Origin of the sequence: Peribacillus frigoritolerans (genome assembly GCF_004358755.1) — a bacterium.
Taxonomy (GTDB): domain Bacteria; phylum Bacillota; class Bacilli; order Bacillales; family Bacillaceae; genus Bacillus_P.
The window spans coordinates 55,655-76,954 of sequence record NZ_SMZY01000001.1 but is presented as its reverse complement, the minus strand read 5'-3'; the positions used below and the strand labels follow the sequence as shown (position 1 = coordinate 76,954).

General features: G+C 40.4%; 19 protein-coding genes and 1 riboswitch. Of the genes, 3 read left to right on the top strand and 16 right to left on the bottom strand.

The genetic code is table 11. The annotated features are described in order from the left end of the window. Positions 1 to 44 precede the first annotated feature (44 nt). Both E2R53_RS00370 and E2R53_RS00365 read left to right on the top strand, forming a co-directional pair. Positions 45 to 1,346, top strand: coding sequence for a deoxyguanosinetriphosphate triphosphohydrolase family protein (locus E2R53_RS00370; RefSeq protein WP_133309918.1), 1,302 nt, complete (start codon positions 45 to 47; stop codon positions 1,344 to 1,346). A 109-nt stretch (positions 1,347 to 1,455) separates the two neighbouring features. After that, positions 1,456 to 2,055, top strand: a complete 600-nt coding sequence (locus E2R53_RS00365; protein ID WP_133309917.1) for a restriction endonuclease — start codon at positions 1,456 to 1,458, stop codon at positions 2,053 to 2,055. Between the two features lie 123 nt (positions 2,056 to 2,178). Here E2R53_RS00365 and E2R53_RS00360 read toward each other — a convergent pair whose 3' ends face one another. The 5 genes from E2R53_RS00360 to E2R53_RS00340 form a co-directional block, all read right to left on the bottom strand. Continuing rightward, the gene (locus tag E2R53_RS00360; RefSeq protein WP_133309916.1) at positions 2,179 to 2,334 is read right to left on the bottom strand and encodes a helix-turn-helix domain-containing protein; all 156 of its coding nucleotides are present in this window, start codon (positions 2,332 to 2,334) and stop codon (positions 2,179 to 2,181) included. Between the two features lie 134 nt (positions 2,335 to 2,468). Beyond that, positions 2,469 to 2,936 carry an acyl-CoA thioesterase gene (locus E2R53_RS00355; RefSeq protein WP_133309915.1) on the bottom strand — a complete coding sequence of 156 codons (468 nt, stop codon included), beginning with the start codon at positions 2,934 to 2,936 and terminating at the stop codon, positions 2,469 to 2,471. Positions 2,937 to 3,044: 108 nt separating this feature from the next. Then, the gene (gene sdhB / locus E2R53_RS00350; protein ID WP_133309914.1) at positions 3,045 to 3,809 is read right to left on the bottom strand and encodes a succinate dehydrogenase iron-sulfur subunit; all 765 of its coding nucleotides are present in this window, start codon (positions 3,807 to 3,809) and stop codon (positions 3,045 to 3,047) included. Positions 3,810 to 3,812: 3 nt separating this feature from the next. Continuing rightward, a complete protein-coding gene (gene sdhA / locus E2R53_RS00345) occupies positions 3,813 to 5,573 on the bottom strand; it encodes a succinate dehydrogenase flavoprotein subunit (RefSeq protein ID WP_133309913.1) in 1,761 nt (586 codons plus the stop codon). A gap of 30 nt (positions 5,574 to 5,603) precedes the next feature. Continuing rightward, positions 5,604 to 6,212 (bottom strand): succinate dehydrogenase cytochrome b558 subunit, encoded by a 609-nt coding sequence (locus tag E2R53_RS00340; protein ID WP_070876365.1) that lies wholly within the window; start codon positions 6,210 to 6,212, stop codon positions 5,604 to 5,606. 345 nt (positions 6,213 to 6,557) lie between these two features. Here E2R53_RS00340 and E2R53_RS00335 point away from each other — a divergent pair, with 345 nt between their 5' ends. Beyond that, a complete protein-coding gene (locus tag E2R53_RS00335; protein ID WP_133311091.1) occupies positions 6,558 to 6,974 on the top strand; it encodes a YslB family protein in 417 nt (138 codons plus the stop codon). A gap of 42 nt (positions 6,975 to 7,016) precedes the next feature. Here E2R53_RS00335 and E2R53_RS00330 read toward each other — a convergent pair whose 3' ends face one another. The 11 genes from E2R53_RS00330 to polX all read right to left on the bottom strand — a co-directional run bounded on the left by E2R53_RS00330 (position 7,017) and on the right by polX (position 21,171). After that, positions 7,017 to 8,249 carry an aspartate kinase gene (locus tag E2R53_RS00330; protein ID WP_133309912.1) on the bottom strand — a complete coding sequence of 411 codons (1,233 nt, stop codon included), beginning with the start codon at positions 8,247 to 8,249 and terminating at the stop codon, positions 7,017 to 7,019. A gap of 130 nt (positions 8,250 to 8,379) precedes the next feature. Then, positions 8,380 to 8,563: riboswitch (Lysine riboswitch) on the bottom strand. Between the two features lie 67 nt (positions 8,564 to 8,630). Then, a complete protein-coding gene (uvrC, locus tag E2R53_RS00325; RefSeq protein WP_133309911.1) occupies positions 8,631 to 10,403 on the bottom strand; it encodes an excinuclease ABC subunit UvrC in 1,773 nt (590 codons plus the stop codon). A 318-nt stretch (positions 10,404 to 10,721) separates the two neighbouring features. After that, positions 10,722 to 11,036 (bottom strand): thioredoxin, encoded by a 315-nt coding sequence (gene trxA, locus E2R53_RS00320; protein WP_070876361.1) that lies wholly within the window; start codon positions 11,034 to 11,036, stop codon positions 10,722 to 10,724. A gap of 160 nt (positions 11,037 to 11,196) precedes the next feature. Continuing rightward, positions 11,197 to 12,174, bottom strand: coding sequence for an electron transfer flavoprotein subunit alpha/FixB family protein (locus E2R53_RS00315; RefSeq protein ID WP_070876359.1), 978 nt, complete (start codon positions 12,172 to 12,174; stop codon positions 11,197 to 11,199). Between the two features lie 54 nt (positions 12,175 to 12,228). Beyond that, positions 12,229 to 13,002, bottom strand: coding sequence for an electron transfer flavoprotein subunit beta/FixA family protein (locus tag E2R53_RS00310; RefSeq protein WP_070876357.1), 774 nt, complete (start codon positions 13,000 to 13,002; stop codon positions 12,229 to 12,231). Between the two features lie 75 nt (positions 13,003 to 13,077). Then, complete coding sequence (locus E2R53_RS00305; protein WP_133309910.1) at positions 13,078 to 13,851, bottom strand: enoyl-CoA hydratase; 774 nt, start codon at positions 13,849 to 13,851, stop codon at positions 13,078 to 13,080. 49 nt (positions 13,852 to 13,900) lie between these two features. Continuing rightward, on the bottom strand, positions 13,901 to 14,485 hold the full coding sequence (locus E2R53_RS00300; protein ID WP_070876352.1) for a TetR/AcrR family transcriptional regulator: 585 nt from the start codon (positions 14,483 to 14,485) through the stop codon (positions 13,901 to 13,903). A 206-nt stretch (positions 14,486 to 14,691) separates the two neighbouring features. Further along, positions 14,692 to 16,380, bottom strand: coding sequence for an AMP-binding protein (locus E2R53_RS00295; protein WP_133309909.1), 1,689 nt, complete (start codon positions 16,378 to 16,380; stop codon positions 14,692 to 14,694). A gap of 255 nt (positions 16,381 to 16,635) precedes the next feature. Continuing rightward, positions 16,636 to 17,040 carry a DUF350 domain-containing protein gene (locus E2R53_RS00290; protein ID WP_070876348.1) on the bottom strand — a complete coding sequence of 135 codons (405 nt, stop codon included), beginning with the start codon at positions 17,038 to 17,040 and terminating at the stop codon, positions 16,636 to 16,638. Between the two features lie 22 nt (positions 17,041 to 17,062). Continuing rightward, positions 17,063 to 19,420 (bottom strand): endonuclease MutS2, encoded by a 2,358-nt coding sequence (locus tag E2R53_RS00285; protein WP_133309908.1) that lies wholly within the window; start codon positions 19,418 to 19,420, stop codon positions 17,063 to 17,065. Between the two features lie 29 nt (positions 19,421 to 19,449). Next, positions 19,450 to 21,171, bottom strand: a complete 1,722-nt coding sequence (gene polX / locus E2R53_RS00280; protein WP_133309907.1) for a DNA polymerase/3'-5' exonuclease PolX — start codon at positions 21,169 to 21,171, stop codon at positions 19,450 to 19,452. Between the last annotated feature and the right edge of the window lie 129 nt (positions 21,172 to 21,300).

Here is a 21,300-nt window from a genome sequence, read left to right as displayed (position 1 = left end):
TGTGGTAATATTATCCATGAAACTAAATTCATGGAGATGGTTTTATGGATAGAAATAAAAGTGAATTATTGGATTTCTTAAAAGAATTTTATTACCCACTAAAAAATTTAAACAAACGGATTCACTTTGAAGAACCTACTCAAAGAGCTCGTAACGAATATCAAAGAGATTATTCAAGAATTCTTTATTCTACATCTTTTAGAAGACTTCAAGGAAAAATGCAGTTATTAGGTATCCAAAATGATAAATTTTATAGAAATCGATTAACTCATAGTTTAGAAGTAGCACAAATAGCTAGAGGGATTGCAGAAAGGCTTAGAACACTGTCAGGTGATACAAATGTGTATATAGATGATACATATGTTGTGGAAGCAGGTGCACTTGCTCACGATATCGGAAATCCTCCTTTTGGACACCACGGGGAAAAAGTCCTAAATAAATTAATGAAAGAAAAGGGTGGGTTTGAAGGTAATGCACAAACTCTAAGAGTATTAAATGAATTAGAGAAGAAATTACCTAAACGGAGAGGCTTAAATTTAACTATTAGAACTTTATTAAGTGTTGTGAAATATTATAAGCCCTATGATGAAGAAACAAAGAAATTCATTTATAAAGAAAATTTTTTACAACTTAAGGACCTATTGACAGATTATGAGGTTTTGCCAAGAACGGTTGATGTTCAGATAGTGGACTTGGCAGATGAAATAGCTTATGCTGCTCATGATTTAGAAGATGCACTTAGCTTAGGGCTTTTCAATATTGATGAGTTCATGTTTGAGTTTAAGGATGAAGTGGGAAAAAATGAGGATTATTTATTCCTTCAAGATTTAGTTAAAAAAGCAAAATTTTTTGCACGTTCTGCGTCAAACTACCATTCTTCTGAAGAATTCGGATTATTATTAAGAAAAGAATTAACATCTAACTTAGTAAATGAATTAGTAAATGATATTGGAATTATTGAAGTTGATAAGAAATTCAAATTAAAAACTGCTACGAATAATGATCGAGAACTTGGGTTTAAAACGTTGGACAGTTTTGCGGATTGTCTAAAAGCATTTACTTTCAAATGTATAAATAGATCAAATATTGTTCAAATATATGAAAAACAAGGTGAAAAAATTATTAAGGGCTTGTTTGACGCCTTTATTGATGATGAATTTAATAAGGATAATTTATTACTTCCCGTTGAATTCAGGGGAACTGAACAAGGAAAAGAGAGAATGATTGCAGACTATATTTCTGGAATGATGGATTCTTATTCAGTACAAGTTTTTCAAAAATTGTACGGTAAAAATTCCATAGATGTAATTTATGACGTGAATTATTTTGGCAAATATAAAATTTAAATTTATTATCAAAAAGTTTTTTTCCAATAAGTTGATCTTTCTTTTATGCTTCAATTGAATAATACAGAAGAATTCAGTCAATTACTTTATTATGACTGGAGGTAGACACATGATTTTTATAGAAATCTTTATGGCATTATTCTTGCTCTTCGCATTTTTTCATTTCAATTTAACTAAGAAAAATAGCGATCACAGAGCAGCCTTATTAGCTCAACATATTGATTCAAGTGATGAAATGAAAAAAACATTAGCTATGGGTTTGTATTTGAGATTTAGAAAGGAAACTGCTGAAAATCCACCTAAATACTCAACTACATACATTAAGGAAGATCCATTAATGTTTGAATCATTTGTTGCAAAAGTAATTGAAAGGGCTAGAGGGGGAACAACGTGGGTTTCTCCTGCTTCAGGGGACTTTGGTGTTGATTTTGAACATAAAAAAGAAGAAGGCATGTTCTTGGGTCAAGTAAAATGCTATCAAGGAGATTTATCTTTCGATCCTATAGCCCTTATTCATTCTAACATGATAAAAACAGGTGCTAATGGAGGGTATGTTATTACTACAGGTTCGTTTACATCATCTGCAAGAAAGTATGCAGAAGGTTTAGATGTTGAACTAATTGATGGTATTAAGTTAGTTGATTTGTGGATTGCTGGATTGGAAAATGAAGAGCAGGAAATTAGACATGTTTTACCAGAGTATATTTAATTTAGTTACCGTTTAAAAAACAGTCGGTATGAAACCTATTGGAGCGTTTCATACCGACTGTTTTTTGTATTTGTCTTGAGTTCAATTGTTAAAGTATTAGATTTTATTAGTAATACTTTCAAACTATATTACATTGGAAATATGGTTCCGAACTGTCTTTTCACTAATAAAGAGCTCGCCCGCTATTTCTTTCGTTGTTTTGTCTTGAACTAATAATTCGAATACTTCTCTCTCTCTTTTTGTGAGTAATGGCTTTGATTGAAACTCTTTCTCTTTCAAGAATAGTAACCCTCCTTGCTAGGTGCGAGCCGATCTAACGAATGGGTATAAGATTAGTCAACATATAGTATGTGCACACTGTAATGGCGGTGACAGGAATCTTAGAGGAAAGCAAGAAATTCCATGTCTATTTTTCAAGTGGCAAATATGGCAGACTGAGCAAGCATCTTTTTCTCCACTTCCAGAAACGGTACACTTTTTCCATTGTATTTGGATATTTGCACAACGGTGCCTCGTCCTGTAAAACAAACTTCATTTTTTTCATTCACCGCACAATAATGCAGATCCATCGATGAATTCCCGATTGATGCTGCTTTTACAAAAAGGCGGATTTTCTCATCAAAAAAAACCTGTTTGATGTAATCGCATTGAATATCTGCAACAACAGGAATCAGCTCTCCGTCTTTTTTCAGCCAATTATCCATAAGACCTGCGTGCTTAAAGAATTCAATTCGTGCTTCTTCAAAATATGAAATTGGGGCTGTATTGTTCATATGTCCGAACATATCTGTTTCGGAAAAACGAACTTTTACCTGAAAATAAAAAGAAAACGTATCCTTCCATTCCTTGAACGGCAGCTGTATGTATGAGATTTGTTTCATGATTGTTTCCCCTTTTCATGTTTAAGTGAAAAAACACCTCTTCATTGAAAGGAAGAGGTGTTTTCTTATTAAATGATATCCGCTGATTTCTATCTGGATATCTGCGTTTTAAACTTGATCGCTTCCGAAGAAATTACGGAACGCCTGGAACGTAGTATCTCTGTTGAGTGCAGCAATAGAAGTCGTTAAAGGAATTCCTTTCGGACAAGACTGCACACAGTTTTGAGAGTTTCCGCAGTTTGCAAGACCTCCGTCGCCCATAATGGACTCGAGACGTTCTGCTTTATTTAATGCACCTGTCGGATGTGCATTAAACAGACGAACTTGTGAAAGCGGAGCTGGCCCGATGAAATCTGAATTGCTGTTTACATTCGGACATGCCTCTAAGCAAACACCGCAAGTCATGCATTTTGATAATTCATATGCCCATTGACGTTTTTTCTCAGGCATACGCGGGCCAGGGCCTAAGTCATAGGTTCCATCGATCGGAATCCAGGCCTTTACTTTTTTCAGGGAATCAAACATTCTGCTGCGGTCAACCTGAAGGTCGCGGACAACAGGGAATGTTCTCATCGGCTGAAGGCGAATCGGCTGCTCAAGCTGGTCAACAAGGGCAGTACAGGACTGGCGCGGTTTGCCGTTGATCACCATGGAGCATGCTCCGCACACCTCTTCGAGACAGTTCATATCCCATGTAATCGGAGTCGTATCTTTCCCTTGTGAGTTAACAGGATTCCGTCTGATTTCCATCAATGCAGAAATCACGTTCATATTTGGACGATAAGGAATCTCAAATGTTTCATCATAAGGGGCAGCTCCAGGCTGGTCTTGGCGAGTAATAATAAAACGAACTACTTTCTTTTCACTGTTCATTTTTTATTCCCCCTTTTTCTTCTTCGAATAGTCGCGCTTACGCGGTTCAATTAAGCTAACATCCACTTCTTCATAATGGAACTTAGGAGCAGCTTTTGGACCGGCAAATGTGGCCATCGTCGTTTTTAGGAATTCCTCGTCATTGCGTTCAGGGAAGTCCGGTTTGTAATGAGCACCGCGGCTTTCATTGCGGTTATAGGCGCCAAGTGTAACAACACGGGACATTTGAAGCATGTTTTGAAGCTGACGTGTAAACGTCGCACCCTGGTTGCTCCATTTAGCTGTATCATTAATGTTGATATTTTCATATCTTTCAAGAAGCTCTTGAATTTTTTCATCTGTTTTAAGCAATTTATCATTGTAGCGGACAACCGTTACATTGTCCGTCATCCATTCGCCAAGCTCTTTATGAAGAACATATGCATTTTCAGTTCCATTTAAGTTCATGATGTTCTGCCATTTTTCTTCTTCCTGTTTCACATGACCGTCAAATAATGAAGAAGAAAGATCTTCAGCAGATACATCAAGACCGCTCACATATTCAACTGCTTTCGGTCCTGCAACCATACCGCCATAGATGGCAGACAGCAATGAATTCGCTCCTAAACGGTTGGCTCCGTGCATCGAATAATCACACTCGCCTGCTGCAAATAGTCCAGGGATATTCGTCATTTGATCATAATCAACCCAAAGTCCGCCCATAGAATAATGAACAGCCGGGAAGATTTTCATTGGAAGCTTGCGGGGATCATCCCCCATGAATTTTTCATAGATTTCAATGATTCCGCCAAGTTTGATATCAAGCTCTTTAGGATCTTTATGAGAGAGATCAAGGTAAACCATGTTTTCTCCATTGATTCCCAGCTTTTGAGATACACACACATCAAAAATTTCGCGTGTTGCAATATCACGGGGCACAAGGTTTCCGTATGCAGGATATTTTTCCTCAAGGAAGTACCAAGGCTTACCGTCTTTATACGTCCAGACACGACCGCCTTCTCCGCGTGCCGACTCACTCATCAGACGAAGCTTATCGTCTCCAGGAATTGCCGTCGGGTGAATTTGAATGAATTCACCATTTGCATAATGCACACCCTGCTGATAGACGATTGAAGCAGCTGATCCTGTGTTAATGACAGAGTTTGTTGATTTTCCGAAAATGATTCCAGGTCCGCCTGTTGCCATAATTACGGCATCTGAACGGAATGCTTTCATTTCCATTGTCGTTAAGTCCTGACCAGTAATACCGCGGCATACGCCATCCTCATCGACAACAGCCCCAAGGAATTCCCAGCCCTCATACTTCGTTACTAATCCGGCAACCTCATAGCGGCGCACCTGCTCATCAAGTGCATAAAGCAGCTGCTGGCCAGTTGTTGCTCCGGCAAACGCTGTACGGTGATGCTGCGTTCCTCCAAAGCGGCGGAAGTCCAGAAGACCTTCAGGAGTACGGTTGAACATAACTCCCATCCGGTCAAGCAAATGGATAATGGAAGGCGCTGCTTCACACATTGCCTTTACAGGAGGCTGGTTTGCGAGGAAATCCCCGCCGTATACTGTATCATCGAAATGCTCCCAAGGAGAATCGCCTTCCCCTTTTGTGTTCACTGCTCCGTTGATTCCGCCCTGAGCACAAACTGAATGAGAGCGCTTAACTGGAACTAAAGAAAATAAATCTACATGAACGCCAGTTTCTGCAGCTTTGATCGTAGCCATTAGGCCCGCTAAGCCACCACCGACGACTATTATTCTACCTTTACTCATCTGGCCCACTCCCTTTGGTTCTATTACCTATTAAACAAATGCAAAAATAGTGCTGACTCCAACGTAAGATAAAGCTAGGAAAAGTGCGATCGTCACATAAGTTGAGATCAGCTGAGATCTTGGTGTCACAGTAATTCCCCAGCTCACAGCAAATGACCACAGTCCGTTTGCAAAGTGGAAAATCGTTGAAACGACACCGACAACATAAAATACAATCATGAATGGATTACTGAAAATGGAGGCCATCATGTCAAAATTCACTTCAGCGCCAAATGCGGCTGCAATTCTTGTTTCCCATACATGCCAGGATACAAAGATAAGTGTAATCACGCCAGAAATCCTTTGAAGCATAAACATCCAGTTGCGGAAGTAGCCAAACTTGCTTACATTATTTTTAGCTGTAAACGCAATGTAAATTCCATAGATCGCATGGTACAAAAGCGGCAGGAATATAATAAAAGTTTCCAGAACAACTCTAAATGGCAAGCTTTCCATAAAATGTGCAGCATTATTAAATGCTTCTTCTCCTCTTGTTGCAAAGTTATTTACAACAAGATGCTGAATTAAGAAGACACCAACCGGAATAACTCCAAGCAAGGAATGAAGTCTTCGGTTCAAATACTCTCTGTTTCCAGCCATCTCAACATAACCCCCTAGTAATCTTAAAATCTTTTTTTTAATGTTTCTCCTATTCCCGGCAATCTTTTAAAAAAATAAACATTGTATGATAAAATGTGACAAATTTATTGTACTCCCAACGAGTTACAGCGTCAAGAAAACGCGTTCATAAATTTTAATTTTGTGACAAATCTTATTTTCTCCCTATTTTTATTTTCCTGAAATACTTTCAAAGCGGTTTTAGAGCTTGTAATTTACTTTTATTGCATGTTCTTACCCGCCCAACTTGATATATAATAAAGTCAGAAAGAGGGGAAGAATGTGAAAAAAACCAGCGAACAAATCGATATAACGCAGCTGAGGGACATGCAAGTGCCCGCATTCGCCTATGAGCTGCTGCGGGAAGTTCTTATTCCGGATATACTTGGAAACGAGTCCGCATCTATGCTTTACTGGGCAGGCAAGAGCCTTGCGCGCAAATATCCTGCAGAATCAATTGAAGAGCTTATTGCTTTCTTTTCATTAGCCGGCTTTGGAACTCTTTCATTGGTACATAAGAAAAAAGATGAAATGGAATTTCAGCTTGAGAGCGAACTGATCAAAACAAGATTCAAGACGATGAAAGAGCCTTCTTTTCAGCTTGAAGCGGGATTTCTCGCCCAGCAGGTGCAGCGGATGAACAAGCAGATTACAGAAACCTATGAACAAGTAAAAAAACGTGCGGATAAAGTGCATTTTACAGTGAAATGGGACTACAAAGACATGGAATTCGGCAACGATTAAAGGGATGGGTATCTATTATACCCACCCCTTTTTTTATATCGTTTACAGAACCTGTGCAGGCTGCTGTGATAATTCGAAGGCATCATGCAGCGCTTCAACCGCTTTTACCATGTCAGCATGACTGATAACAGTTGACACTTTAATTTCAGATGTGCTGACCATTTTCACTTCAATTCCTTCTTGGGCAAGAACATCGAACATTTCTGCCGCTACACCAGGATTTGATACCATGCCGGATCCGACGATGGAGACTTTTGAAAGGCCGCCTTCTGATTCTATTTTTTCAAAGCCAAGCTCTGATTGATAGGTTTCAAGGACGTGAACCGTTTCTTCCACATCACTTGTTTTCACAGAAAAAGATAGAGATGCCAGGCTGCTGTTTGTTGAACTTTGAATAATAATATCCACATTAATTCCGTGGCTTGCAAGCGTTTTGAAAATGGTTGACAGGGCAGAAAGGCCGCTCGGCAATCCGCAAACCGTTATTCTTGAAACTTGATCTTCAAATGCAATTCCTCTAACAACTAAATTCTGTTCCATCTTTGTTTCCTCCTCAATTAACGTGCCTCTTTCTTTTTCTGAGCTTGATCTGACTTCCAAGGGAACTCCGTAATTTTTTGCAAATTCAACAGCCCGGGGATGAAGAACGCCAGCTCCAAGATTGGCAAGCTCAAGCATTTCATCATAAGAGATGCCGTCTAATTTTCTTGCACTTTTTACATAGCGCGGATCTGTCGTAAAGACACCTGTCACGTCTGTATAAATATCACATTTATCAGCTTTTAGAGAAGCAGCCAGCGCAACAGCTGTCGTATCTGAACCCCCGCGGCCGAGCGTCGTTATTTCCTGTCCGTCTGCTAGTCCCTGAAAGCCTGCAACGACAACGACTTTTCCAGCTTGGAGCTGATTTTTGATTTTTTCCGAGTCAATCCCTGAAATCCTCGCATTGCTGTGGACATTTTCAGTCTTAATGCCTGCCTGCCAGCCAGTGTAAGAAACAGCATCGTATCCTTGTGCCTGAAGAGCCATCGTCAAAAGAGAAATCGTCACTTGTTCACCAGTTGACAGCAGCATATCCATTTCGCGCTTGCTTGGTTTTTGAGTGATTTCAGCTGCCAGTGAAACTAAATGATCCGTTGTTTTCCCCATTGCCGAAACAACAACGACGACATCATTCCCGTTCATTTTTTCCTCGATTGTTCTTCTTGCAGCATTCATGATTTTTTCCGGAGATCCAACAGATGTGCCTCCAAATTTTTGTACAACTAATTCCATATCAGCCTCTCGCCTTTCAAGTTTATATTGATCGTCAGCAGGTAAAAGGGAGAATCTCAGAAAACACAAAAAAGCAATGAGATTCTCTATCTCATTGCTTGCATAAACGAATAATGGAACTTCATTCATACAATGAGATAGCGCTCCAAGAAAAATACATCTTCTTGACAATTTTACGTCTATTAAACGCAAAACCAGCAAAAGAAAGAAATGGCTCTTTTTTTGCTTCGGCGACTCTCCCCTTTCACCCATCTTCAAAGGATTCCATTTTCCTCGGAAGGGCTACTCTTGAAGTTCGCACCTCTACCATCATTTAACGAACTAAACGATCTGGTTATCAAATTAGTTAGAATTGTAGCAAAGAATTTGTCTTTGTGCAATCTATTCTTTCAATTTTTCTGCAATAAGCTGTGCCGTGTTTGCCGGTATCCCTGCCGCTATCAGCTCTTCGAGGCTTGCTTCTTTCATTTTTTTAACAGAACCGAAATGCTTGAGCAAAGTTTTGCGCCGCTTTTCCCCGACTCCCGGTATATCATCCAGGATCGATTGAAAGGCTGTTTTTCCTCTTGTCTGCCTGTGAAACGTAATCGCAAAACGATGCACTTCATCCTGAATCCGCTGCAGCAGATAAAACTCCTGGCTGTTTCGTTCAAGTTCAATGACAGTCGGAGGGCTGCCGATCATTAAATTAGAAGTCCGATGCTTCTCATCCTTTACAAGCCCTGCGACAGGAATGGATAAACCGAGTTCATTTTCCAGTACATCCTGAGCTGCAGCCAGATGCCCTTTTCCTCCGTCAATGATAATCAAGTCAGGAAGCGGCAGCTCCTCTTTTAGCACGCGCGTGTATCTTCTGCGGACAACTTCACGCATTGACTCGTAATCATCTGGTCCTTGCACTGTTTTAATTTTATACTTGCGATACTCTTTTTTGGCAGGCTTGCCATCTATGAATACAATCATCGCAGATACAGGATCTGTCCCTTGTATGTTTGAATTATCAAATGCCTCAATTCTTGCCGGTGTATAGATCCCCATTTTTTCACCAAGCTGATCAATTGCTTTGATCGTTCTCTCTTCGTCACGCTCAATGAGTGAAAATTTTTCTTTTAAAGCGATTTTGGCATTTTGATGGGCAAGCAATACGAGATCCTTTTTCTTTCCGCGCTTTGGATGGATGGCTGAAACGTGAAGAAGCTGTTCTGCCATTTCATGATCAACGCTTTCAGGCAGCAGTATTTCTTTAGGCAGAATATGATTGTTCTTGGAGTAAAACTGGCCAAGAAACGTTAAAAATTCTTCCTCTGGCTCCTGGTACAGCGGGAACATGGCAATATCACGTTCTATCAATTTACCCTGACGGATGAAGAAAACCTGAACACACATCCAGCCTTTATCATAGGAATAGCCAAACACATCACGATCGACGAAATCATTCAGCGTCATTTTCTGTTTTTCCATGGTCGCATCTATATGCGCAATGGAATCACGGTATTCTTTTGCCCGTTCAAAATCCAGATTCTCAGCAGCAGCCAGCATCTTCTTTGAAAGTTCTTCTTTAATTTGCTTAAAGCCGCCTTTTAAGAAACGGGACATTTCATCGACCATTTGCCGGTTTTGCTCTTGTGTTACCTTATAGACACAGGGGGCCAGACATTGTCCGATATGATAGTAAAGACAAACTTTATCAGGAAGCGTAGTACATTTTCTTAGCGGATAAAGACGGTCGAGCAGCTTTTTGGTCTCTCTGGCAGCCTGGACGTTTGGATATGGACCGAAATACTTTCCATTATCTTTTTTGACATTTCTCGTAACGATCAGCCGCGGGTGCCGTTCAGCTGTAATTTTAATAAAAGGATACGTTTTGTCATCCTTAAGCATGACGTTGTATTTAGGATCATGTTTTTTAATTAAATTTAATTCTAAGATCAGCGCCTCAATATTCGAAGACGTGACGATATACTCAAAATCCTTGATTTCATTTACGAGCCGTTGTGTCTTCCCGTCATGTGAGCCGGTAAAGTAAGACCGTACCCGGTTTTTAAGAACTTTTGCTTTTCCAACATAAATAATCGTTCCGAAACGGTCTTTCATTAAATAACAGCCCGGCTGATCTGGCAGAAGTGCCAGCTTTTCTTTAATTAGTTGCTCCATAGCAGACACTCCGTTTCCTTGAAGATTAGCGCAGAATAAGTATCGGTCATCAGCGGCAAGTTATTCCCCTTATTGTACCATTTTAGAGAGCTGGAGTCTTTTGTTTGCCTTCAAGGATTCTTTTCATTCGGCTTTTTTGGATAGATTATTGTTTTTAATTACAAATGTTGTCTTCTGCTATCCGCTGCATGCACTTACCTCCTTACATTTTAGGTCTTTGGCACCAAATCATTTCCTGAGCAATAATTGACAATTTTTTTGGCAGGTTTTATAGACATAAAAAAAGATCCGGAATACCGGATCTTTTCTCCATCATGATTATGCGTGTTTATTTAATAGATCAGCTAGAGCTTCTTTAGGCTGGAAGCCAACTGTTTTGTCTACAACTTCGCCGTTTTTGAAAACAAGCAATGTTGGAATACTCATAACACCATATTTGCCTGCAGTTTCTTGGTTTTCGTCAACATCAAGCTTAACGATTTTCACTTTATCGCCTAGTTCCTGATCAAGCTCTTCAAGAACCGGTGCAATCATTTTACAAGGTCCGCACCAAGGAGCCCAAAAGTCTGCCAGTACGACGCCTTCGCTAGTTTCAGCTGTAAAAGTTTGATCTGTTACATTAGTAATTGCCATTATGTTTTCCTCCTAAATGTTCAAGTGATGCCTAAAGTATAGCATTAAAGAATGTGACCTGCTAATTTTTTGCTCACTATTCCTTTTCCCTTACTTTGTGATGAAAAACATTTATTCATTCAAATTAAAAACACGCCCGCTTGGAGCGTGTTTTTAGGAATCAAGAATGAACTTTTAATTTCTTAAACTCTTCCGTCAGCATCGGTACAACTTCAAATAGATCTCCGACAATGCCATAATCAGCTACTTTGAAGATGTTTGCTTCAGGATCTTTGTTAATTGCCACAATAATCTTGGAGTTAGACATACCGGCTAAATGCTGGATCGCTCCAGAAATACCGCAGGCAATGTACAAGTCAGGAGTGACAACTTTTCCTGTTTGGCCGATTTGCAGCGAGTAGTCGCAATAATCAGCATCACAGGCACCGCGGGAAGCTCCGACTGCTCCGCCGAGAACATCTGATAACTCCTTCAGCGGGTTAAAGCCGTCCGTGCTTTTCACTCCGCGTCCGCCGGCTACAATGACTTTAGCTTCAGAAAGATCAACACCTTCTGTAGCTTTGCGCACCACTTCTTTTACGATTGTGCGAAGATCTTTGATCTCCACTGAAACAGAAGATACTTCACCCGTTCTTGTTTCATCCTTTTCAAGAGGAGCGATGTTATTTGGTCTGATTGTTGCGAAAATCGTTCCATCTGTCACAATCTTTTTCTCGAAAGCTTTCCCTGAATAGATCGGACGTGTGAATACGACATTTCCGCCTGCTACTTCTAAATCTGTAGCATCTGAAATTAATCCGGATCCAATCTTTGCAGCGATTTTAGGTGATAAGTCTTTTCCAAGAGCTGTATGCCCGAAAACAAGGCCTTCCGGTTTTTCAGCTTCGATAACGGCAAGCAATGCCTGTGAATAGCCGTCAGGTGTATACGTTTTCAATTTTTCGTCTTCAACTGTAATGACGCGGTCTGCACCATAATGAATCATTTCTTCAGCTAAAGCTGCTACACTGTCGCCAACTAAAACAGCTGTTACCTCGCCGCCTTCGGATATCGTTTTACCTGCTGCAATCGCCTCAAAAGACACGTTGCGCAATGATTGATCGCGTACTTCTCCCAATACCAGCACTTTTCTTGCCATTATAAAGTCCCCCTGTTTTACGTTTGATTGAAAATTCTGCTTTCAGGTAAATACTTAGATTACTTTTGCTTCGTTGCGAAGAAGAGATACCAATTCCTTCACTTGTGCATCTAAATCGCCTTGAAGTACTTTACCCGCTTCTTTTTTAGGCGGCATATAAATTTCAATTGTTTTTGTTTTTGGCTCAACTTCATCTTCTTCAAGATCAAGATCATCCAATTCCAGTTCATCCAAAGGCTTTTTCTTTGCTTTCATGATACCCGGCAAAGAAGGATAGCGGGGTTCATTCAGACCCTGCTGTGCTGTAACCAGCAATGGCAATGTCGTTTCAATGACTTCTGAATCTCCTTCAACATCGCGGACAACTGTCGCTTTGTTTCCATCAATCTCAAGCTTTGTAATCGTTGTTACATAAGGAATATCCAAAAGCTCAGCAAGACGAGGTCCTACTTGTCCAGATCCGCCGTCAATCGCAACATTTCCTCCTAAAATTAGATCTGCATCTTTATCTTTAAAGAATTCTGCAAGAATTTTAGAAGTTGTGAATTGATCTCCATCTTCAAGATCATCTTCCGTATTAATTAATACAGCCTTGTCACACCCCATTGCAAGAGCAGTACGCAATTCTTTTTCAGCTTCTTCCCCGCCGATTGTCACAACTGTTACTTCCCCGCTGTTTGCATCGCGCAGCTGAATCGCTTCTTCAATCGCATACTCATCATAAGGATTAATAATGAATTCTGCGCCATCTTCATTGATTTTGCCGTTTTGAAGCGTTATTTTTTCTTCCGTATCAAACGTTTTCTTCATGATTACATAAATGTTCATGTCCATCCCCCTATTTACGTTAAGCATTCAATTTAGTTGTATAGAAAAAACGTCAGGAACGTTTTATCACATAATTTATTCGCCTTTGAACTGCGGCTGTCTTTTCTCAAGAAAAGCACTGATTCCTTCTTTTGCATCTGCGCTTTCAAATACAGTACCGAAATAGCCCGCTTCTTTTTTCACCCGATCATGATACGGAAGTGTTTTAGAAGCATTGATTAAATCGATGGCTGCACTGACAGATATCGGGCTTTTTGCAGCAAATTTCTTCGCAAGCTTCATCGTCTCATCTAATAAGGCTTCTTCTGCATAAGCATGGTTGGCAAGACCGTATTGCGCTGCCTCTGTTCCTGAGATCGGTTCACTTGTCAGCAGCATTTCAAGCGCTTTCGCTTCTCCTACATACTTAGGAAGACGCTGCGAGCCGGCGAAGCCGGGAATAAGACCAAGCTGAAGCTCAGGCAGCCCGAGCTTTGCATTCTCTGTAACAAGCCTTACATGGCAGCTCATTGCAAGCTCAAGGCCCCCGCCTAAAGCAGCTCCATGAATCGACGCGATGACTGGTTTTCTGAATGTTTCAATTCTCTCAAAAAGTTCCTGTCCATTTGCAGCAAGCTTAGAGAACTCTTCACCGTTCGGCACTGAAACAAATTCCTTGATGTCAGCCCCTGCTGAGAAGAATCTTCCCTCGCCATTAATGACAATGACCCTGACGTCTTTATTTGCTTCAAACTCATCCATCAGGGATGAAAGCTCTTTCAAAACATAAGATGAAAGGGCGTTTGCGGGAGGTTGGTAAATGGTTACGACCGCAACATAATCTTCTACTTTAACATTTAAATAACTCACAGCTCAGGCCTCCTTATGCATTTAAACAATTACGTCAGGAAGGATTTTGTTAAACCCTTCCGCAGCCTTTGATCATAAGTTCATGAACGCTTCCTGCAAGTGCAGTGAGATCAAATTTCTGATCATTCATGACCCATGTTGTTACCGTTTCATCAATGGTTCCAAATATCATCTGCCTCGCCAGGCGTGTATCCAGGGCTTCACTGAATTCGGAAGTTTCTTTTCCTGTTTGAATAATCGAATCAAGAATGTTTAAATACCCTCTCAGTACCTCATTGATTCTCAGGCGAAGATCTTTATTTGACTGCCTGAGTTCAAGCTGGGTAACAATGGCAAGATGATGATCTTCGGCTAAAAGAGAAAAATGTTTTTCTATCAACATGTATAACTTCTCCGCCGCCGTGTCCTTTCCTGCTATTTCTTGTTGAATTTTTTCGATAAATACGCCCATTTTCTCCTGAAACAAGGAAATCAGGATATCTTCTTTATTTTTAAAATAAAGATAAATGGTTCCGTCTGCGACTCCTGCCTGCTTGGCAATCTTCGAAACCTGTGCATGATGATAGCCATTTTCAGCAATAACGATGACAGCCGCATCTATAATTTGGAGATATTTTGGTCTTTTCTGTTTCAATATGAATTCTTCCTTTCAAACTGAATGAATCATCATTCATATTTTAATCATAAAATTACATCACCTATCTGTCAAGAAGAAAGATTGATTTTATCTTTCATCATAATAGATGTAAAGAACCCTCTCAGCATTAGGAAGAGATGGTTCTTTATCATTTTTCTATTCTTATTGCTTTTCATTTTATTTAATACAGCGTTTTTTCCAGATTAATTGGCATTTTTCAATTTTTCTTTTTCTTCTTCTACAAGTGAGCGCCTTAAAATTTTCCCGACTGCTGTTTTTGGAAGCTCTTTGCGGAATTCATAGATTCTCGGAATCTTGTATGCTGCCATATGCTTTCGGACAAATTCGTCAAATTCCTGTTCAGTCGCTTCCGCACCTTCTTTTAAAACGATATATGCCTTCACCGTTTCACCGCGGTATGGGTCCGGTATACCGGCTACTACTGCTTCCTGCACTTTTTCATGCTCATATAAAACCTCTTCGATTTCACGCGGATAAATGTTGAATCCCCCGGCGATTATCATATCTTTTTTCCGGTCAACGATATAAAAATATCCCTCTTCGTCCATATAGCCAATGTCACCGGTTAAAAGCCATCCGTCCTTCAATACGGCTTCTGTTTCCTCTGGTTTTTTCCAGTAACCTTTCATGATCTGCGGACCTCTTACAGCAATTTCTCCAAGCTCATTGTATTCTGCCTGCTTTCCCGTTTCAAATGAAAGAATAATAGATTCTGTATTAGGCCACGGCACTCCTATACTTCCTTTTTTCCGATGTGACCAGAGGAAGTTTGAGTGCGTAACAGGAGATGCTTCTGACAAGCCGTAGCCTTCCACAAGCTTTCCGCCAGTCTCCCGCTCGAATTTCTCCTGGACTTCTACCGGAAGTGGAGCTGATCCGCTAATACATGATTCAACAGATGAAAGATCATACTTTTTCAAATCGGGATGGTTTAATAATGCAATATAAATAGTAGGTGCTCCAGGGAACAGCGTAGGCTTTAATTTATCAATGGCTTTAAGCGTATCCGTCGCATCGAATTTGGGAAGCAGGATCATTTTAAAGCCTTGCATAATTGATAGATTCATAACCGCTGTCATTCCGTAAACATGGAAGAACGGCAATATGCCAAGCACTGATTCCTCTCCGCGTCTGCATTTATACATCCAGGATGAGCACATGGACGTATTTGCAACAAGGTTTTCATGCGTCAGCATAACTCCCTTTGGAAAACCGGTTGTTCCTCCTGTATACTGCAGCAAGGCAATATCTTCTTTAGGATTTGTCACTATTTCCTCAATAGATGTGCCCTCCCGTTTCATGATTTCCTTAAATAAATGCGTGTGTCCGCTGTGCTCAATTTTCACAATAATTTGATTCTGCTTTTTCTGCACAAAAGGATATAAGAGGTTTTTCGGGAAAGGCAGATAATCTTTTATGCTTGTCGCAATAATATGTTCAATGCTTGTCAGCGCTTTCATTTTTGAAACCCTTGGATAAAGGAGATCAAGCGTAATAATGTATTTCGCATCAGAATCATTCAACTGATACTCAAGCTCCCTTTCCATATATAGAGGATTCGTTTGTACGACAATTCCTCCGGCAAATAAAATGCCATAATAAGCAATGACTGCCTGCGGGCAATTCGGCAGCATAATAGATACTCTTTCGTCTTTCTTTAACCCAAGCGCCTGAAGGTAGCCGGCAAATTTTAAAGATTGTTCATAAACCTCTGTAAAAGTCAGTTCCTTGCCTAAAAAATGAATAGCTGTTTTTGTCGGAAATTCTTGTGCTGCCTGCGTGAGAAAAAATTGAAGAGGCTTGTTGTCAATTTCAGCATAATGAGGTATTTCTTCAGGATATAGATGAAGCCAGGGTTTTTGAACTTCCATTTTTATTTCCTCCCTTTGTTGCCATCATGACTTTTGGCTTATAAAGAAAGTATACCAAAGTTATATTCAGAATATAAAATATTTTTAATTATTTTAATTGTATTAAAAAAATCCGGATTCATGTCATGAAATCCGGATTTTCTTCATAATAGTAATTTTTCATGCGAAAAAAACCATAAAGATAATGCCTACTACAATAAACAAACCGCATATGCCAAGCAGTACTTTCGCTAATGTTTCCACTGTTTTCTCTCCTTATATGCCTGCGCCGATCACGTAGGACAGACCAATTGAAATGACCATGGAAATAAAGCCTACCGCACGATTGTCATTTTGAATTTCATCATCAATTCTGAATTTAGGCGTTAAAAATTCATAGATAAAATAGCCTAAAAGCAATAATACGAAACCAAACATTCCCCAGCCAACCATCTCAAATAGCGTATCATGCTGTCCGATTGAAAAACGGAACACGTTGGCAATTCCAAATATCTTGCCGCCCGTCGTCATCGCAACTGCAAGATTGCCTTTTTGAATTTCTTCCCAGTTATTATATTTGGTCACCAGTTCAAAAATGGTCAGAAACACAACAATACATAAGATGACGACGCTATAATAAGCTGCAGTCTGAACGAATTCATTCTCCCAAAATTGATTCATTTCTTATCTCCCATATTTCGAATTATTTTAATTCAACAATCGTAACGCCTGAACCGCCTTCGCCTGATTCCCCGTAGCGGGTGCTCTTAACGTTTCTGTGCTTTTTCAAGTATTCCTGCACACCTGTCCGAAGTGCTCCTGTTCCTTTTCCGTGAATGATGGAAATTCGCGGATAGCCTGCAAGTACGGCATCGTCCATATATTTTTCTACTCTAAGGAGGGCATTTTCATACCGTTCGCCTCTTAAATCAAGTTCGAGAGAGACATGATAATCTTTTCCTTTTACCATTGCAAGAGGTTTCGTTTCGACAGGCTTCGGTCTGCTGATATACTGCAGATCCTCTTCTTTTACCTTCATTTTCAGAATGCCTATCTGCACCTGCCATTCCTTATCGCTTACTTTAGACAGCAAGTGGCCTTTTTGATTGAAGCTGATGACCTTCACTTCGTCGCCTTCTGCATACTGATGCTTCTGCGTCTTCGTTTTCGGCTGTTTGCTGCTTTTTTCAAATTCCGGCACCGCTTCTTCAAGACGCTTTTTAGCATCAATTAATTCATGTTCTTTAATACCAGTCCGGTGTTCTTTTTGCATCTTTCTTAATTCGCGGATAATGGACTCTGCTTCTGCTTTTGCCGCTTCAACTTTTTCTGCCGCCTTCTTTTCTGCCTGTTCGTAAAGCTTGTCGCGTTCTTCGTTGAAAGAAAGAATTTTATTTTGCAGCTCTGAATGAAGCTTTTCTGCGTCTTTGCGCAGTTCTTCTGCTTCAGTAAGCTCTGAGTCAGAGCGTTTTTTACTCTCTTCAAGCGACGCAATCATTGAATCTACTTCATTGCTCTCAGCACTCATATGGGATTTTGCGCGGCCAATAACTGATTGCATAAGGCCAAGCCTCTTTGAAATTTCAAATGCGTTGCTTCGTCCGGGAACGCCGATTAAAAGCTTGTAAGTAGGGCTTAATGTTTCAATATTGAATTCAACGCTTGCATTGACAACACCTTCACGGTTATACCCATATGCTTTCAGTTCAGGGTAATGCGTTGTAGCGATCACTCTAGCACCGCGATGATGAACTTCATCCAAAATGGAGATGGCAAGTGCTGCTCCCTCCTGCGGGTCTGTTCCTGCACCAAGCTCATCAAACAAGACCAGGCTGTTATCGTCAACACGCTTTAAAATATCCACAATGTTTACCATGTGAGAAGAAAATGTACTTAAGTTTTGCTCAATCGACTGCTCGTCTCCTATATCCGCATATACATTTTCAAACACAGCCATTTCTGAGCCGTCAAGAGAAGGTATCTGCAGTCCGGATTGCGCCATTAATGTAAACAGACCGACTGTTTTCAGGGTTACTGTTTTTCCGCCTGTATTCGGTCCTGTTATAACAATTGTCGTAAACTCTGAGCCAAGTTCAATGTCATTTGCGACAACTTCTTCCGCGTTTAAAAGCGGATGTCTAGCTTTGAAAAGTTTAATTCTTCCGCTGTTATTCATTTCAGGCTTTGAAGCTTTTATTTTTTTCGCGTACGCTGCTTTCGTAAACATAAAATCCATTTCGCTGAGGGCTTCTACATTCACCAAGAGAGGCTCGGCTTCTTCAGCCACTTTCACCGTAATTTCTGTTAAAATGCGGTCAATTTCAATCTTCTCTTTCATGCGCGCCTGCTGAAGCGTGTTATTTAAGTCAACTACTGCCTGAGGCTCGATAAATAACGTTGCTCCTGATGATGACTGATCATGGACAATTCCGCCGTAAGCTGAACGGTATTCCTGCTTAACAGGAATCACATACCTATCATTACGTATAGTAATAATCGCGTCAGAAAGCATTTTTTGAGCAGAAGAAGACCGGATCAGCGACTCAAGCTTTTCTCTCACCCTTGATTCTGTCGTTCTTAATGATGTCCGAATCGAACGAAGAGCATCGCTTGCTCCGTCCAGAACTTCTCCATTATCGCCGATACAGTGAAGAATGTGCTGCTCCAGCTTCTGCAGGGGCTGAATCTCGGCTGCAAATCCGTCCAGATGAGGAATGTCGATTCCATTTTCCACCATGTCTTCAATAAACCGCTTCATATGCTTGCCTGCATAAAGAGTTCCTGCAATCTCCATCAGCTCATGCGGATTCAGCATACCGCCGATTTTAGACCGTTTAATGCTCTGGCGAATATCTACGAGACCGCCAAGAGGAGCATTGCCCTTCAGCCTAAGGACTTTTGCAGCTTCATCTGTCTGTTCCTGCCATTTTCTTACCTCATCATAATCAGTGGATGGAACAAGCCTCTCTACTTTTTCCTTTGCTAATGAAGAAGATATATGCTTTAAAAGCTGTTCTTTAACTTTATTGAATTCTAATACTTTTAACACACGCTGCTGCACGATATACAGCCTCCTTGCTGTCTTTTAGGCTACTTATTATGCCTGTTAAAAAAGGATTGCAGCTGATTCAGATCCCACGTATTGATTACGTTTTCTGCTTTCACCCATCCTTTAATTGCTGTTGAAACACCTGTTTTCATATCTTCAAGCATGTCTATATTATGTGCATCTGTATTGATTGCAAGTTTTACACCTGATTCATGCGCTTTTTTAATATGCTCAGCGCTCAAATCCAGTCTGTTCGGATTTGCATTCAGCTCTAATACAGTATTTGTTTCTTTTGCAAGCTGAATCAGCATCTCCACATCAGGCTCATATCCGCTTCTTCTGCCGATCAGCCTGCCTGTAGGATGGGCAATCATATCGACATGATGATTTTCAAGAGCCGTTTTCAGGCGCTGCATGATAATATCCTGTGATTGAGAAAAGCTGGAATGAATCGACGCGATGACAAAGTCCATTCCTTCTAATACTTCATCATCATAATCAAGAGAGCCATCCGGCAAGATGTCCATTTCAACTCCTGCAAAAATTTTAAAATCCTCATACTGTTCATTTAATTTGTCAATTTCATTCCGCTGTGCTTTTAATCGTTCAGGAGTCAGACCATTTGCAACTTTAAGATATTGAGAGTGATCCGTAATGGCCATATACTGATACCCGCGCATTCTGCACGCCTCCGCCATTTCACTGATTGTAAAGGCTCCATCACTCCAAGTCGAGTGCATATGAAGATCTCCTTTTATATCATCAGCACATATCAGCTTAGTATCCTTCAAGTATTTTTCTATTTCCGTCCCATCTTCGCGGATTTCAGGAGGGAAGAAAGGCAGATCAAAGTGAGCGTAAAATTCTTCTTCGGCTGAAAATGTTGTCACTTCACCTGTCTCACTATTTTCAACCCCGTATTCACTTATTTTTTCGCCGCGTTCCTTTGCCAGCTGCCGCATTTTTACGTTGTGATCCTTTGAACCAGTGAAATGATGAAGTGTCGTGGCAAATTCATCAAGAGTCACTAACCGAAAATCCACTCCGATTTCATATTCATACGTCAGCTGTACAGAGACCTTTGTGTCTCCATTTGCAATGATTTCTGAGATGTTCGGGATTTTTATCAGCTGATCTCTTACATATTGTGGATGCTCAGTTGCGATAATAAAATCCAAGTCTTTGACTGTTTCTCTCATTCGTCTGAGACTGCCTGCCCTGCTGTATTTTTGAACCTCTTCACAAGATTCTAAATATGTCTCAATTTCCTCTGCAATCGGCAGTGCAAATGATAACGGGAGCCTCTCAGGACGGGTTCCAATTTCATCGATCGCTGCGAGGATTTTTTCTTCTGTTTTTTTTCCGAACCCGGCAAGGCTCTGTACCTTCTCTTCAAGACAAACTTTTTTAAGAGAATCAACGTCCGTTACCCCAAGCTCTTTATAAAGCTTTGCAATTTTTTTACCGCCAAGACCTGGCAGCTTCAGCAGCGGAATTAGCCCCTGCGGAACTTCTGACTGAAGCTGCTCAAGTGTTTTTGATTTTCCTTCTTGGATATACTCCGTAATGACAGCAGCTGTTCCTTTGCCGATGCCTGCGATTTTTGTGAAATCATCGATTGAAGACAAGCTTCGATCATCTGATTCAAGGGCATTGGCAGCTTTCCGGAAAGCTGCGATTTTAAACGGATTTTCTCCTTTCAGTTCCATGTGTACAGCTATATATTCAAGTAATTTAATGACATCTTTTTTATGTACGCTCATTGTTCCTTCACCTCGGGTCAAGTCGTTTTCCATCTATTGGGGCTCAATTAAAATGATACAAATATTTTCTCCAAAAGTACAACAAAGGGAGAAAAGACCTTTTACCAAAAAAACTTCTCCTAATTGGAG

Excerpts from the sequence above, each read along its gene's own strand:
- E2R53_RS00370 (WP_133309918.1), top strand. The coding sequence starts at position 45 with ATGGATAGAAATAAAAGTGAATTATTGGATTTCTTAAAAGAATTTTAT.
- E2R53_RS00365 (WP_133309917.1), top strand. The coding sequence starts at position 1,456 with ATGATTTTTATAGAAATCTTTATGGCATTATTCTTGCTCTTCGCATTT.
- E2R53_RS00355 (WP_133309915.1), bottom strand. The coding sequence starts at position 2,936 with ATGAAACAAATCTCATACATACAGCTGCCGTTCAAGGAATGGAAGGAT.
- sdhB (WP_133309914.1), bottom strand. The coding sequence starts at position 3,809 with ATGAACAGTGAAAAGAAAGTAGTTCGTTTTATTATTACTCGCCAAGAC.
- sdhA (WP_133309913.1), bottom strand. The coding sequence starts at position 5,573 with ATGAGTAAAGGTAGAATAATAGTCGTCGGTGGTGGCTTAGCGGGCCTA.
- E2R53_RS00340 (WP_070876365.1), bottom strand. The coding sequence starts at position 6,212 with ATGGCTGGAAACAGAGAGTATTTGAACCGAAGACTTCATTCCTTGCTT.
- E2R53_RS00335 (WP_133311091.1), top strand. The coding sequence starts at position 6,558 with ATGCAAGTGCCCGCATTCGCCTATGAGCTGCTGCGGGAAGTTCTTATT.
- E2R53_RS00330 (WP_133309912.1), bottom strand. The coding sequence starts at position 8,249 with ATGGAATTAGTTGTACAAAAATTTGGAGGCACATCTGTTGGATCTCCG.
- uvrC (WP_133309911.1), bottom strand. The coding sequence starts at position 10,403 with ATGGAGCAACTAATTAAAGAAAAGCTGGCACTTCTGCCAGATCAGCCG.
- trxA (WP_070876361.1), bottom strand. The coding sequence starts at position 11,036 with ATGGCAATTACTAATGTAACAGATCAAACTTTTACAGCTGAAACTAGC.
- E2R53_RS00315 (WP_070876359.1), bottom strand. The coding sequence starts at position 12,174 with ATGGCAAGAAAAGTGCTGGTATTGGGAGAAGTACGCGATCAATCATTG.
- E2R53_RS00310 (WP_070876357.1), bottom strand. The coding sequence starts at position 13,002 with ATGAACATTTATGTAATCATGAAGAAAACGTTTGATACGGAAGAAAAA.
- E2R53_RS00295 (WP_133309909.1), bottom strand. The coding sequence starts at position 16,380 with ATGGAAGTTCAAAAACCCTGGCTTCATCTATATCCTGAAGAAATACCT.
- E2R53_RS00290 (WP_070876348.1), bottom strand. The coding sequence starts at position 17,040 with ATGAATCAATTTTGGGAGAATGAATTCGTTCAGACTGCAGCTTATTAT.
- polX (WP_133309907.1), bottom strand. The coding sequence starts at position 21,171 with ATGAGCGTACATAAAAAAGATGTCATTAAATTACTTGAATATATAGCT.